The following is a 14,097-nucleotide window of genomic DNA, read 5'->3' on the forward strand; positions in this document are numbered from 1 at the left end:
GGATGTTGGATCGGCTGTCGTCATCGCGAGCAAGCTCGCTCCCACAAGGGGATTGAGTTGCATACGATGTTTGTGGTGGATAAAGAGCCCGATGTGGGAGCGAGCCTGCTCGCGAAAGCGGTGGGTCAGTGACGGGGATATTGGATTGGCTGACGCCTTCGCGAGCAAGCCCGCTCCCACAAGTTCCACGCAGTGGATCAGCCTTGGAGCCCTTTGCGTGCGACTGCGGCGCCGGCTTGCAACGCCCTTCCCACCTGCTCCTCGAAATGTCCCTGGGTCATTGACTGCAAGGCGGCGGCCGTCACGCCGCGATAGGCGACCAGGGCATCGATCAACTGTTGCGCGTCATGGCTGGCCAGCAGCTGGCTGCTGTCGACCACGACATTCTTCGCGGCAAGCTGGGCAATCTCGGCTGGAATGCCGGCCGCCATCGCCTGATTCGCCAACGCCGTCATCAACAAGGCAGGAAAGGCCGGACCGGTGCCCGACAGCGCGGAGAGGTAATCAATGAAATCTTCCTGCTGGACCTCGGCAGCCGTGCCCACGCATTCGAACAAGCGCTGAACCAGGCTTTTCGTCGTCGGCTCTGCCACGCCAGCGCAATACCACGGCGTAAAGGATTGCCCGATCTCCACCGCCGCGTTGGGCATCGCCCGTACGACCCTTTCAGCCGAGGTCTGCGCGGCAATAGCCTGCGCCGTGATTCCGGCCATCAGCGAAATGACCGTCTTGCCCATCGCGTCGAGGGTCAGGTTGGCGAACTGCTCGGGTCGTACCGCGATGACGATGACGTCGCTGCGGTCCACCAGTGCCTGGTTGTCGGTGACCAGGCAAACGCCTTGCTGCGCCAGTGGATGTGCCCCGGAGCGATTGGAGAGGATCAGATTACCCGCCGGCAACAAGGCCTTCGCCAGCACGGCCTTGGCAATCGCCCCACCCAGCCAGCCCGTACCGCCAATGATGCCCAGCGTCGGCTCGGTCATTTTTCAGCCGTCTCTTCAAAAGTTTCCACCAGCGGCACAAAGACCCCAGGCTCTTTTTCGGCATAGCCGAATTTGCCATAGAAACGATCCAGCTCGCGCTGCTTGGGCACCTTGCCGGTGAAGATGCTCACGTAATGAGGGATGCGCTGGAAACGCACGGTGATCAGCTCGCTGGTGTTCATGGTGATGTAGCCGATCTGCGTCAGGTAGATCGTCCGGGCTCGCGCGTCGGCCCCTTGGCTGTCGTAGCCAAAGCGCTTGAACATGCTCGCCAGCGCGCCCATTCGCTGCTCGTCGACAACGGCAACTTCTTGCGCGACCTCTGCGGACTGGAGCGCCCAACTGCGCACCGCGAATTCAAACTGCGAGTCGAACAGTTGTGGGTTGAGCCAGCATTCGAAGACATTCAGGATCGCCTCGGAGATGCTCTCGGCGTAGCTTTCGCTTTGCCGGATCAACCCGCCGGTGTTGGTCTCGCGCCAGCGCGACAGCAGGGCCGCCAGCAACTGTTCGCGGTCCTCGAAGAACCAATAGAAACTGGTGCGTGACAAACCCAGGCGCTTGGCCAACGGCATGACCCGGACCGCATCGATGCCGGACTCCCTCAAGGCCTCGTAGGCCGCTTCCAGCCACCCTTCGGGCGACCCCCGCCAACCCGCGTCCTGGGCCTTGCCACGTGCCTTCCCTACCTGGGGCATCTTGCATCCACCTTATTGAACATACGTAACGCGAATGTACTCGGATGCCCGCTAAATGTACACCTAAGTACATTTGATCGACTCAGCGCCGCTTCTTCCCCCGAGAGCGCAAAAAGATTGATGAGAAAAAGTCATGAGCGGCTGATTTTAAATGGTTTGTCAGCGTGGCAGGCCCAGGACGAGTATCTGCTCCAGGCAAACCAAAACAACAACGAGCCGCCTCTATGTGGACTACGCAAGAAAAACTTCCATTGGGCGAGCACATCGCCCGGTACGTCGAGTGGCTGACCCAGCATGGCGCTGATGTATTCGACGCCATATCGTCGTCGCTCTCCGAAATCATCAGCCTCCTCACCAGCGCCCTGCTCTGGTTCAATCCGTTGGCCTTGATAGGGCTGCTGGCGCTGCTCGCCTTCTACATTCAACGCAAGGTGAGCCTGACGCTGTTCGTCGCGCTGTCGTTCCTGCTGATCCTCAACCTGGGCTACTGGCAGGAAACCATGGAGACCCTGGCCCAGGTGACATTCGCCACGCTGGTGTGCGTGATCGTCGGCGTGCCGCTGGGGATCGTCGCGGCGCATCGCCCCTGGTTCTACGCAGCCTTGCGACCGGTGCTCGACCTGATGCAGACCGTGCCCACCTTCGTCTACCTGATCCCGACCTTGACGCTGTTCGGCCTCGGCGTCGTTCCGGGGTTGATCTCCACGGTGGTCTTCGCCATCGCCGCGCCGATTCGCCTTACGTACCTGGGCGTGCGTGACGTCCCGCAAGAATTGATGGACGCCGGCAAGGCGTTCGGTTGCTCGCGTCGCCAGTTGTTGGCCCGCATCGAACTGCCCCATGCGATGCCGAGCATCGCCGCCGGCATCACCCAATGCATCATGTTGTCGCTGTCGATGGTGGTCATCGCCGCGCTGGTTGGCGCGGACGGCTTGGGCAAACCTGTCGTCAATGCGTTGAACACGGCTGATATCGCCATGGGCTTCGAAGCAGGCCTGGCGATCGTGCTCCTGGCGATCATCCTCGACCGCATCTGCAAACAACGCGAAACCGTAAGACGAGGTGACGCATGAGCATCATTCGTTTCGAAGACGTCGACGTCATTTTCGCCCATCGTCCCAAGGCCGCGCTGGACCTGCTGGATCAAGGTTTTTCCCGGCCGGACATTCTGCAGAAGACCGGCCTGATCGTCGGCGTGGAAAAGGCCAACCTGGAAATCAACAAAGGCGAAATCTGCGTATTGATGGGCTTGTCGGGTTCCGGCAAGTCCAGCCTGCTGCGCTGCATCAACGGCTTGAACACGGTGAGCCGCGGCAAGCTCTTCGTCGAACACGAAGGTCGGCAGATCGACATTGCCGCCTGCACCCCAGCCGAGTTGAAAATGATGCGCACCCAGCGCATCGCCATGGTCTTCCAGAAGTTCGCCCTGATGCCCTGGCTGACGGTGCGCGAGAACATCGGTTTCGGTTTGGAGATGCAGGGTCGCCCAGAGAAGGAGCGGCGCAGACTGGTCGACGAAAAGCTCGAACTGGTGGGCTTGACCCAGTGGCGCAACAAGAAGCCGGACGAATTGTCCGGCGGCATGCAGCAGCGCGTGGGGCTGGCCCGCGCCCTGGCGATGGACGCAGACATTCTGCTGATGGACGAGCCGTTCTCGGCCCTCGATCCGCTGATTCGCCAAGGGTTGCAGGACGAATTGCTCGATCTGCAGCGCAAGTTGCACAAGACCATTGTGTTCGTCAGCCATGACCTGGACGAAGCCCTCAAGCTGGGGACGCGGATCGCGATCATGAAGGACGGCAAGATCATTCAGTACAGCAAGCCCGAAGAAATCGTGCTCAACCCGGCCGACGACTACGTGCGCAACTTCGTCGCCCACACCAACCCGCTGAATGTGCTGTGCGCGAAAAGCTTGATGACTCCGCTGGACCGGTGCGTCTTCGCCCAAGATGAATACTGCCTGGATACGGTACAGAACCTCTGGATGGCACTGGATCAGTCCCGAGGACTGGCCAGCATCCGACGAGGCGCAACCGCCCTGCCGACGCAACGCTGGGAGGATGGCAAGGCCCTCGGGACCTTGCGCCGCCAAGTCACCCTGGTAGCGCCGGAAACCAGCATGCGAGTCGCCTTGGGGATCCGTTATGAAACAGGTCATCCATTGCTCATAGTCGACGATGCCCAAACCGTCCTGGGCGTATTGGGCGACGTGGAACTGTACCGGGCGTTGCTCGGCCATGACCTGTCGCGCCCGGTCTTACCCGAGCCATTGCCGGAGCCTTCGGTGGCTTGAACAAACGACACCCATTTTTCCTGCTGCACTGCTTGCCCGCCAACCACCGATCATTTGCCTTGAGTGAGATCGACGATGAACCCTACCTTGAAAACCCATCGTGAACTGCTGGCCGATCGCGCCCCCGGCCATGGCATGCCCGGCGGTCTGTTCGGCCGCCAGGATATTTTTGAAACCGACGTCGATGTCTTTTTTACCAAACACTGGATCCTGGTCGGGGTCACCAGCGACGTTTCCGAACCCGGCGATGTCTCCACGATCGACGTCGGCAAATCCTCCATCCTCCTGGTGCGCGATGACGACGAGCATGTGCAGGCCTTCCGCAACGTCTGCCGCCACCGTGGGGCGCGCCTGAAACAGGCCGGCAAATCGACGGTGGGCATGCTGGTCTGCCCTTATCACCAATGGACGTACGACCTCGATGGCAGCCTGAAACACGCCGCGCACATGGGCAAGGATTTCGACCCGGGGTGCAAGAGCCTGATCCCTGTCCATACGCGCGTGGTCGGCACCCATGTTTTCGTCTGCCTGAGTGACGAGCCGCCAGAAGACATCCTGTACCTGGACCAGGTCATGACGCCGCGTTTCGCTCAATATGACCTTGCCCATTCCAAGATCGCCTACGAGTCGGAGATCATCGAGAACGGCAATTGGAAACTGGTGATCGAGAACAATCGCGAGTGCTACCACTGCGCCGCCACCCACCCCGAACTGACGGCGTCGTTCCTGCCGGAGGATTTCGGCTTCTGCACCGATGGACTGGGCGAGGACTCGCTCCAGGCGTTGCAGGAGTACCACCAGCGCAACGCCAACACCAAGCAGGACTGGGAACGCGAAGGCTACCTGTGTGACGCCGTCGAGCACCTGGGCGAGGACGCGGTGACTCAGTTCCGCTCCCAGCGCCTGGTCATCGCCGGCAACGGCGAATCCCAGACCCTCGATACCCGCGTGGCCTGCACCCGGCTGTTTGGCGACCTCACACGCCGCGACCTGGGCGATATGCACTTGTGGACCCATAATTCATGGACCCACATCATGAGCGATCACGCGATCGTCTCCTACATCATCCCGCTCGCGCCCGATAGAACCCTGGTGCGCACCAAATGGCTGGTGCACGCCGACGCCGTCGAAGGCGTGGACTACGCGTTGGACAAGCTTACCGAAGTCTGGGCGGCGACCAACCTCCAGGACGCCAGCCTCGTCGGCATCACCCATAGCGGCACCCAAGACCCGGCCTACACGCCCGGACCGTTCTCGGCGTTTACCGAAACCTATGTCGACCAGTTCTCGCGCTGGTACGCGGCGCGTCTGGCCGCCCACGGCGTGTGAGGGATGAACATGACGACTTACGAAAAGCTGACGCGCCCTAGCCGTTTTACCGATCCGACGACCTGGGGAGCGTTTGGCGCGCAATGGCACAGCGGCGAGCAGAAGACCTTGCAGTGTTGCGCCGTGCGACAGGAAACCCATGATGTAAAAACGTTCACTTTCCAATGCGCGGACTTCAGCGCGTTGAGTTTCGAGCCGGGCCAGTTCATTACCCTGTCGCTCGTCATCAATGGGCAGGCCATTGCGCGGTGCTACACCCTGTCGTCTTCACCGACTCGCCCGTTCGCTTTTTCGATCACCGTCAAACGCGTGCCCGGAGGCGTGGTGTCGAACTGGCTGCATGACCATCTCAAGCCTGGAGACAACCTCAAGGCGTCCGGGCCGGCGGGCAGCTTCACGCCGGTTGGTCGTCCAGCGGCAAAACTGTTGTACCTCTCCGCCGGCTCCGGCGTGACCCCGTTGATGTCGATGACCCGCGCCGCCTGCGACATGGCTGCCAACCTGGACATTGTTTTCGTGCACAGCGCTCGTACGCCGGCGGATATCATTTTCCACGGCGAGTTGACGCGAATGCAGGCCGATATGCCGGGACTGCGGGTCATCGATATTTGTGAAGGGCTTGGCGACGCCAGCCACTGGCAGCAGCCGATGGGTCGTCTCGATTTGCCTTTGTTGAGCCAACACGTCCCGGACTTCAAGGAGCGAGAAATCTTTACCTGTGGCCCCCAGGGTTACATGGAAGCGGTCAAGGCGTTGCTCAGGGAAGCGTCGTTCGATTTCGGCCACTATCATCAGGAAAGCTTCGATATCGCGGTGTTGAATGAGGAACCGTTGATCGAGCAAGCCGCTCCATTGGATCAACAGGACATCTTCACGGTCACGCTGGCACGTTCGGGCAAGACCTTCAGCATGCCCGGCGACCAGACCGTGCTGAGCGCAGCCAAAAAGGCCGGTGCGATTGTGCCTTCATCCTGCAGCCAGGGCGTTTGCGGCACCTGCAAGACCGCCCTGCTGGAAGGCACCGTGGACATGAACCACAACGGCGGCATCCGGCAACGGGAGATCGACAAGGGCCTGCGTTTGCTGTGTTGCAGCAAGCCGACGTCCAACCTGGTGATCGATCTCTAGCCGTCATGCCGGATTAGGTAGTCACTGCGCGCAGGCTTCTGCACAATCGCCCTGCGCTTGAAATCAACAAGACAGTGACCCAGCCCAATGAAACTGCAACCGTTGCCGCCGCTCAACAGCCTGGTAGCGTTCGAAGCCGCCGCACGCCACCTGAGTTTCACCGTGGCGGCCCGCGAGCTGAACGTCACCCAGGGCGCTGTCAGCCGCCAGATACGCCTGCTCGAGGATTACCTGGGCACAGCGCTGTTTGTCCGTACGACCCGTGAGATCAACCTCACTTCGACAGGCAGCCAATACTACGAAAGTGTTCGCGATACGCTGCAACAGATCGCCCGTGCCACGGCTGGCGTGCGTCATTGGCAAGGCGCGCAGCAAGTCACGGTGGTCACCAGCACGGCGATGGCATCGCTGTGGTTGCTGCCGTTGGTATCGGAGTTCCGGCGTCAGCACGAGGAGATCGACCTGCGCATCATCGCGACCGATCAAGTCGAGGATTTCTCCCGCCTCGACTGCGACCTGGCGCTGTACTACTGCAGCACGCCCCCCAAGAACATGAAGGTCACTGCGCTGTTCAATGAAGAAATTTTTCCGGTGTGCAGCCCGGCCTACCTGTCTCAGCATCCCGAGGCGGGCAACCTTGAACAACTCGGCGCCTGTACCTGGCTGTGGCTCGAGGACCAGCATCGGGACTGGATTGGCTGGAAGGAATGGTTCCAGCGCCTGGGCCATCCAGCGCCAGAACCTCGTCGACGCATCAACATCAACAACTACTCGATGCTGATCCAGTCGGCGCTGGCGGGCCAGGGAATCGCCCTGGCCTGGACGCGGTTGCTCGGCGACCACCTACAGACCGGCAATCTCGTGCGCCCGACATCCGCCATCTTGTGCACCGATGCGCAATTCTGCTTGTTGGAGCCCCTGGGCCAGGTGCCGAACCGGCAAAGCGTCAACCGCTTCCGCGAATGGTTGATGGCGCACCTGGCACAAACAGAGGATGCCTGACCCGTGGCGCCTCGAACCCGTTTATCAATCAGCTTCAAAAATCAGCATTCGCGGCCGATAACCAGACAAGAGCCCAGTGATTGGGTGGTGGGAATACGGCGGGAACCGGTGATGACAGACATATATCTGCTGATAGCGAGCGGAACTGACCAGAGCGATGCCTACGTCCTGGGTTGGTTCGATGATCGAAACAAAGCCAGGGAAGCGGCCGAGCAGAAGGAATGGGAAGCTTATCGCGCCAGCCTGAAAGCGGAACATCCTTGGTCCAGCCAAAAACCGTTGGCGCCGGACAAGACCGAGTATCGGCGCTATTGGATCAAGACCGTTTCGAAGTTCGAACATGTGTCCGTGCCGAGGTCCCTGGCGGTTCACTGAGCGGCGCCCAGGCTTTTTACCCATCGCGCAAATTTAACGAACTGTGCGCTCTCGCCAAGGGTCTAGAAAATTAAGCCCATCCGATGAGAGCGTTCCTATGTTGAAATTTCTTGGTGGTACCGTTGGGATCATTTTCCTGATCGGCCTGATCGTGGTCATTGCCCTGTTCAAGTTCATCTTCTGATCCCCCACAGCGGTAGCGCAATGCGCTACCGCTGGTTTTCCTCGGGGTCGGAGGCTGGCAAGGACGCCAGGATCTGATCACGGCAGACTTCAAGTATTTCGTCTGCCAACGGCGAATCATCCGGACAAGCGCGCGAGAGCATGACCGCGCCGATGGCATGGGCGAGCAAGTTGATCATCTTTGCCCGTCCACCTTCTCCTGTGGGCTCGAACTTTTCCTCAAGGGTAGCCAGCGTGCCTTCCACCCCATTGGCAAACGTGGCCTTGACCTCATCGGACTGACGCGCCGCGTCGCCACACAACGCCGCCATCGTGCAGCCGTTGCCCCGAGCGTCGCGGTGCTCCCGCGAGACATACATGGCAAAGAACCCAGCGACATCCAGGTCGCTGGCGCTGGTCAATGAGCGCGAAAGACTGTCCGCAGCGGCTTCGGCCATCAGGTCGGCCTTCGAACCGAAATGCTTGTAGAAACCGCCGTGGGTGAAGCCGGCCGCGGCCATCAAGTCCGCCACGCCTATCCCGTCAAAACCTCGCTCGCGAAACAACACGGACGCCGTCTCGACGATGTGTTCCCGGTTTGCCTGTGCCTGGGCCTTGGTGACTCTCATGTTCGTTTACCTCGTACCACTCCGATCAAGTCTTCATCATACATAGATGCCAACCGTAATCAAATTCGTTGACAGTTTAGATTTCGATCATCATCCTAAGCGCAAGCCGCACCCACCGCTCATCTACTGGCACGGAAACGAGAGACATGACCGATCAGATGCTGTTTACCCCCTATACCCTGGGCTCCCTCACCCTCGCCAACCGAGTCGTGCTGGCGCCGCTGACGCGTAACCGCGCAGGCAAAGGCTTCGTTCCCAGTGAATTCGCGGCGACCTATTACAGCCAGCGCGCATCGGCAGGCTTGCTGATTGCCGAGGCCACGCAGATCTCGCAGCAGGGACAGGGTTATCAGGACACGCCCGGCATCTACACCCAGGCGCAGATCGCCGGCTGGCGCGAAGTGACCGATGCGGTCCACGCCAAGGGCAGTCGGATATTCCTGCAACTGTGGCACGTCGGGCGCGTGTCCCACGTGGCCCTGCAGGAAAACGGCGCCGCCCCGGTAGCGCCTTCCGCCCTGCGCCCCGCCACCAAGGTGTTCGTCAATAACAGCTTCGAGGATGTGTCCGAACCGCGAGCGCTCGACGTGAGCGAGTTGCCGGGAATCGTCAATGATTTCCGCCAAGCGGCTGCCAATGCCATCGCCGCCGGGTTCGATGGCGTGGAGATCCACGGTGCGAACGGCTATCTGCTCGATCAGTTCATCAAGGACGGCGCCAACATACGTACCGATGCCTACGGTGGCTCGATTGAAAACCGCGCCCGCCTGCTGCTGGAAGTGACCGCCGCCGTCGTGAGCGAGATCGGTGCCGGACGCACCGGCCTGCGCATCTCGCCGGTCTCGCCCGCCAACGGCGTGTCCAGCAGCGCACCGCAGGCGCAGTTCGACTACATCGTCGATCAGCTCAACACCCTGGACATCGCCTACCTGCACGTCGTCGAAGGCGCGACCGCCGGGCCGCGTGATGTGGCGCCGTTCGATTTCGCCGGCTTGCGCCAGCGCTTCAACAACACCTACATCGCCAACAACGGCTACGACCTGGACCTGGCCACTTCGCAGCTCCTGGAAGACAAGGCCGACTTGATCGCCTTTGGCCGCCCGTTCATTGCCAATCCAGACCTGGTGGAACGCCTGAAAAGCGCCGTCCCTTTGGCTGCCCTCAACCCCGCGACCCTCTATGGCGGCGGCGCCGAAGGCTACATCGACTACCCGACGTTCGCCGAGGCGAATGCCCAATAGCGCCGAAAAAAATCACGCAGTTGATCGCCCCCCAATCCTGAAGAGACTGACACCATGACCACTCGCACAACCGTTCTCATCACCGGCGCTTCCACCGGTATCGGCGCCGTCTATGCCAAGCGCTTCGCCCAGCGCGGCCATGATCTGGTGCTGGTTGCCCGCGACAGCACGCGGCTAGAAGCACTGGCGACTGAACTGCGCAACGAACACACCGTGACCGTTGACGTGCTCCAGGCCGACCTGACCCAAATCGGCGACCTGCACAAAGTTGAAACCCGCCTGCGTGATGACGACCGCATCGGCATCCTGATCAACAACGCAGGCGCCGCCCAGTCCGGCAGCTTCATCGAACAGACCACCGACAGCGTCGCGCACCTGGTTTCACTCAACACCACCGCGCTGGTCCGGCTCGCCAGCGCCATCGCCCCACGCCTGGCAAACGCCGGCGACGGAGCGATCATCAACATCGGCTCGGTGGTTGGCCTCGCACCGGAATTCGGCATGTCGGTCTACGGGGCGACCAAGGCTTTCGTACTGTTCCTGTCCCAAGGGCTCAGCCTCGAACTGACCCCAAAAGGCGTCTACGTCCAAGCCGTCCTGCCGGCGGCGACCCGGACCGAAATCTGGGAACGCGCCGGCATCGACATCAATACCTTGAACGAGATCATGGAAGTGGGCGACCTGGTCGATGCCGCACTGGTCGGCTTCGACCGTCGCGAACCGGTGACCATCCCGCCGCTGCAGGACGGTGCTCGCTGGGATGCGTTGCAGGGCGCGCGGCAGGGATTGTTGTCCGAAATCAAGCAATCGGCGGTTGCCGAACGCTATAAAACCCAGGCCTGAACGGGGCAAACGATGGCGAAGGTTTCAACTTTGCCATTGTTTGCAATGCCGCCAGAAAAAAGCCCAAATTACTTGGGCGCGTATTCCTTGCACATGTCCTGGGCCATGGCCCCGAGTGGTGAGTTAGTTAAGGTGCTCACCATGTTTGAAACCTGGAATTTATAGGCGGGATCGGACTTTATCTTCCTGATTTGCGCCTTGGCTGCTTCGTTGAATTTTGGTTCGGTGGCCATGGCGTTCTCCACATCCCCGTTCAGGCCAGGGTTATTCTTGTTGCATATCTGTTCCATGGCCACCAAGACGACGTACCCCTGGTGCTCTTGATCTTGCTGATTCGCGAGCGAGCTGCCAGCAACGCTGGTTCCAGCCAGGCAAAGAGTAAACGTAGAAATCCTTAACAGCGACATTCAAAACTCCTTATTGATAAAACAGCCTCTACTGCCTGCGGACCAAGATCGCCGCACCTTGTCACGCCCTTCAGTTTTTCCGCACAGTTGCCCGAACGATTATTGCGAGTCTTCGGCGGATGCCTCGTCAGCATCCTCCGGTGGCGCACCATAAGGCTTGCCAATCTCGACCCGGTCAGCCTTTACCCAACCGGTATAGTCCTCGCCATCCTTGGCAATGAAATTCACTTCCAGCCATGATTCGTCCTCCAGGCTGGAGTAGACGGTGAGGGAGTCGCCCGGTATGACGAAAATCTTCTTGTTGGCACAAGCTTCATCCGGCGCTTCGTGGAAATGCAGGCGCCCGGTGCCGATGACCTTGCCTTGCACCGAAGGATGAAACTCAGGCACTGTCCCCGAGAGTTTTTCCGCCAGGGCCGAGCAGTTAACCTTAACGGCGGCCTGGCTCAGGCTGCTGAACAGGCATAGGCACAACAGGCTAGCGCGCAGATACATTCGCGGATTCCGTCTGGATGGGAGCCGTAGGATATAAAGTCTGGAATGCGCAGGGAAGAGACGTATCAGCATTTATAAATGGCTGCGTGGAGCCAAACCATCAGACCTCAAGGCCGCAATGACATGACGGACACAGAGACAGTCTGCGCCGACTGGGAACCGCTTGATCTTGAGTGGCATCAAGGCTTCGCGTTCATGGACGACGTGCTTCTGGGCGATGGGCGCGTGCCAGACGTCTACATCCTGCTCAGCCCTGAAGGCGCACGACCCGGCGAGCTAGCCCAACGTGCCGGGGACGGAGGTTATCCGCCCTCGCCGTTGATGGCCGGCCAGCCGGTCTGGCGGCATCGACGCAACCCGTGGATCTTGCGTGATGCGTTGCACGATTATTACCTGCTCCCCGGTTACCGGGAGCGCCATGGTTACCATGCGCTTCAGGCCCTGCCTTTTCAGTTCCACCGGGGTTTGGAAAGTCTCGGCCACCAGTACTGGCGTGACGAAACCGGCGCCTATTGGTTCGGCGAATACGCGATCACCGAAATCCGGCAGGCACGACCCGACAGCCTGGCGCTGTTGCCATCGTCGCCCGCCTCGGTGGCTTCAACCTCTGCGTTGTTCAGCGACGGGGCGAGCATCTTCCTGCACGGAAAATTCATCGCCGCCGCCACCGCTCGGGTGCGGTACTGCAACCATCCGTCTTATCGGGTGATCGACGGGCAAGTCTACAAGGGCTTCAAGCCCCTGCACCAAAAGGACGGCACACCGCTGCCGATCGCAAACCCCGACGACTTCCACATGCTCGCCCAACGCTGGGGAACTGACGGACAGTCGATCATCGTGCAAGCGCAGCAAGGCTCGAGCATTTCGTACGACTACTTCTACCGCATCGACAATGCCGACCTGACAACCTTCACCGTGCTTAACGAACGCTACGCCAAGGACAGTCGACGGGCCTATTACCTGACGGGGAAAACCATCCGCTACGTCGGCGATTTCCGCCTGCTCAAGGGTTGGCAGCCGGTGTTCGATGAGTGCGGCCGCGTGGTCAGCGCCAGTGAGTACGAGGATGACTATTTTGCCGTGGACGACAAATTCGTCTACGCCGCCGGGACCCGCTTGCGTGACGCCCATGGCCCGAGCTTTCGCCACTTGGGATTCGATTACTACCGTGATCGCCAGTACGTCTATCAACGCCAGAAACGCCTTGATGTCGACGTGGAAAGTTTCGTAGTGGCCCAGCTCTATCGCAATGACCAGGATTACACGCCCGTGCTGGCAGGCGACAAGAACGGCCCGCTGGGTTCTGGCGGAATAATCGATGCAGCCATGCAACAAGCCTGGGCACCCTATTTCGAGGCCCATCCGCAATTGAAGGGTTATTGGTGGCACCGCTTGCAGGCAAAGGCTGACGTCCCGCAAATATCTTCAGAAACGGCGCCTTTACGCGCCATCGGCCTCGGCTTCGAAGTGGGCCGCCAAGTGCATTTTCATGGACGGGCGATCAACGGGCTGGACGCGGCGAGTTTCAAACTGCTGGACACCCACCTGTGCGGCGATGCCCACGGTCTCTATCTGATCCCGTTCCATAACGCCGAAACGCAAGTGCCCGAACGGTTCTCCACGGAGCCTGCCGAGCACTTCCGCTCCTTGGGATCGCCTTACCTGACAGACGGAAAAACCGTGTATTGCCACCGGGTCTTCTATCATCCCCCCGAACCCATTCGGAAGGCTCACGCGCCGAGTTTCGAGTCCTGTGGACATGGCTGGGCCAAGGACCGGGAAGCGGTGTATTACTACGGCGAGGCGAAAAAACGCCTCCATCCCGCTGAGACCCGCGTGCTCGGCACTTACGCCATCAGCCCTGCCCTGATCTTCTCGGAGGGCAAGTGGCTGGATGTCGACTTCGCCCCTGATGAAGTTCGTGTACCGCATCCGGATTTCCTGCAACTGGGGACACGCAAGTTGTTCTGCCATCGACGGCCGCTGAGCGCCAAGCGTTTTGATCTGGCCACCCTGGAGTTCCTGACCGAGCGCTATGCCCGGGACAGGCATCGGTTCTATTACTACGATGGGCATGGGACATTGACGGAGGTTGATGAAGCGGATTATCGGGCATCCCTTGGACAGCCGGTGGCGGGCGCTTAGAGATTGCACTCGTACTGATATTCGAAGGGGAAAAATACGGTATCGACCACCAAGGAGAACGGTGCGTCGATAAGCAAGAAAGGGATCAGCTTTCCTTTGGACGTGCCCACCAGCCACCAGTCGAAGCGCAGGCCGATGTAGGGGCATCTGTGCTTGTCGTAGTCCATCCGCATCGCGGTGGCCATGCAGCCGCTCAAGCTGGTGATCAAGATCAGTAGGATTGCTTTCCGTAGCACTTGATGTCCTTGTTAGTTTTGCAAAGCCCGCGTAGGCCACCTTGGTTGGAAACCCCAGCGATGGATACGAAGGCGCATGTTTGTATGTTTTGCATACGCAAAAGAAAGCCGATCTATCTGATCGGCTTAAA

At 60.1% G+C, this 14,097-nt stretch carries 16 protein-coding genes; 10 read left to right on the forward strand and 6 right to left on the reverse strand.

Annotated features, from left to right (window positions below; genetic code table 11):
* Positions 1–197 precede the first annotated feature (197 nt).
* Both JMN22_RS11970 and JMN22_RS11975 read right to left on the reverse strand, forming a co-directional pair.
* A complete protein-coding gene (locus tag JMN22_RS11970) occupies positions 198–983 on the reverse strand; it encodes a pyrroline-5-carboxylate reductase family protein (RefSeq protein ID WP_198796031.1) in 786 nt (261 codons plus the stop codon).
* Positions 980–1,681, reverse strand: a complete 702-nt coding sequence (locus JMN22_RS11975; protein WP_198796030.1) for a TetR/AcrR family transcriptional regulator — start codon at positions 1,679–1,681, stop codon at positions 980–982. The genes JMN22_RS11970 and JMN22_RS11975 overlap by 4 nt, the downstream gene beginning before the upstream one ends.
* Positions 1,682–1,905: 224 nt before the next feature.
* Here JMN22_RS11975 and choW point away from each other — a divergent pair, with 224 nt between their 5' ends.
* The 7 genes from choW (at position 1,906) to JMN22_RS26845 (ending at position 7,992) form a co-directional block, all read left to right on the forward strand.
* Complete coding sequence (gene choW, locus JMN22_RS11980) at positions 1,906–2,754, forward strand: choline ABC transporter permease subunit (RefSeq protein WP_030142168.1); 849 nt, start codon at positions 1,906–1,908, stop codon at positions 2,752–2,754.
* A complete protein-coding gene (gene choV / locus JMN22_RS11985) occupies positions 2,751–3,974 on the forward strand; it encodes a choline ABC transporter ATP-binding protein (RefSeq protein ID WP_198796029.1) in 1,224 nt (407 codons plus the stop codon). The genes choW and choV overlap by 4 nt, the downstream gene beginning before the upstream one ends.
* A gap of 75 nt (positions 3,975–4,049) precedes the next feature.
* Complete coding sequence (locus JMN22_RS11990) at positions 4,050–5,303, forward strand: aromatic ring-hydroxylating oxygenase subunit alpha (RefSeq protein WP_198796028.1); 1,254 nt, start codon at positions 4,050–4,052, stop codon at positions 5,301–5,303.
* Positions 5,304–5,312: 9 nt separating this feature from the next.
* The gene (locus tag JMN22_RS11995) at positions 5,313–6,431 is read left to right on the forward strand and encodes a hybrid-cluster NAD(P)-dependent oxidoreductase (RefSeq protein WP_198796027.1); all 1,119 of its coding nucleotides are present in this window, start codon (positions 5,313–5,315) and stop codon (positions 6,429–6,431) included.
* An 87-nt stretch (positions 6,432–6,518) separates the two neighbouring features.
* On the forward strand, positions 6,519–7,433 hold the full coding sequence (locus tag JMN22_RS12000) for a LysR substrate-binding domain-containing protein (RefSeq protein WP_198796026.1): 915 nt from the start codon (positions 6,519–6,521) through the stop codon (positions 7,431–7,433).
* A 111-nt stretch (positions 7,434–7,544) separates the two neighbouring features.
* Positions 7,545–7,808: a hypothetical protein gene (locus JMN22_RS12005; protein WP_030142163.1), complete on the forward strand. Its 264-nt coding sequence runs from the start codon at positions 7,545–7,547 to the stop codon at positions 7,806–7,808.
* 97 nt (positions 7,809–7,905) lie between these two features.
* Positions 7,906–7,992: a hypothetical protein gene (locus JMN22_RS26845; RefSeq protein ID WP_442087941.1), complete on the forward strand. Its 87-nt coding sequence runs from the start codon at positions 7,906–7,908 to the stop codon at positions 7,990–7,992.
* A gap of 25 nt (positions 7,993–8,017) precedes the next feature.
* On the opposite strand, the gene JMN22_RS12010 is transcribed toward JMN22_RS26845, so the two are convergent.
* A complete protein-coding gene (locus tag JMN22_RS12010; protein ID WP_030142162.1) occupies positions 8,018–8,599 on the reverse strand; it encodes a TetR/AcrR family transcriptional regulator in 582 nt (193 codons plus the stop codon).
* A gap of 146 nt (positions 8,600–8,745) precedes the next feature.
* Between JMN22_RS12010 and JMN22_RS12015 the strand changes: the two genes are divergently transcribed.
* Complete coding sequence (locus JMN22_RS12015; protein WP_198796025.1) at positions 8,746–9,840, forward strand: alkene reductase; 1,095 nt, start codon at positions 8,746–8,748, stop codon at positions 9,838–9,840.
* Between the two features lie 54 nt (positions 9,841–9,894).
* Positions 9,895–10,683, forward strand: coding sequence for an SDR family NAD(P)-dependent oxidoreductase (locus tag JMN22_RS12020; protein ID WP_198796024.1), 789 nt, complete (start codon positions 9,895–9,897; stop codon positions 10,681–10,683).
* A gap of 68 nt (positions 10,684–10,751) precedes the next feature.
* On the opposite strand, the gene JMN22_RS12025 is transcribed toward JMN22_RS12020, so the two are convergent.
* Together JMN22_RS12025 and JMN22_RS12030 are read right to left on the reverse strand one after the other, a co-directional pair.
* Entirely contained in the window at positions 10,752–11,090 is a 339-nt protein-coding gene (locus JMN22_RS12025) for a hypothetical protein (RefSeq protein ID WP_198796023.1), read from the reverse strand.
* A 99-nt stretch (positions 11,091–11,189) separates the two neighbouring features.
* Complete coding sequence (locus JMN22_RS12030) at positions 11,190–11,585, reverse strand: hypothetical protein (protein ID WP_030142158.1); 396 nt, start codon at positions 11,583–11,585, stop codon at positions 11,190–11,192.
* Between the two features lie 123 nt (positions 11,586–11,708).
* Here JMN22_RS12030 and JMN22_RS12035 point away from each other — a divergent pair, with 123 nt between their 5' ends.
* Positions 11,709–13,730, forward strand: coding sequence for a DKNYY domain-containing protein (locus JMN22_RS12035; protein ID WP_198796022.1), 2,022 nt, complete (start codon positions 11,709–11,711; stop codon positions 13,728–13,730).
* Here JMN22_RS12035 and JMN22_RS12040 read toward each other — a convergent pair.
* Positions 13,727–13,966 (reverse strand): YceK/YidQ family lipoprotein, encoded by a 240-nt coding sequence (locus JMN22_RS12040; RefSeq protein ID WP_030142156.1) that lies wholly within the window; start codon positions 13,964–13,966, stop codon positions 13,727–13,729. The two genes, JMN22_RS12035 and JMN22_RS12040, sit on opposite strands and share 4 nt — an antisense overlap.
* Positions 13,967–14,097 lie beyond the last annotated feature (131 nt).

The sequence above is a fragment of the Pseudomonas sp. HB05 genome, from assembly GCF_016756915.1.
GTDB lineage: Bacteria > Pseudomonadota > Gammaproteobacteria > Pseudomonadales > Pseudomonadaceae > Aquipseudomonas > Aquipseudomonas alvandae.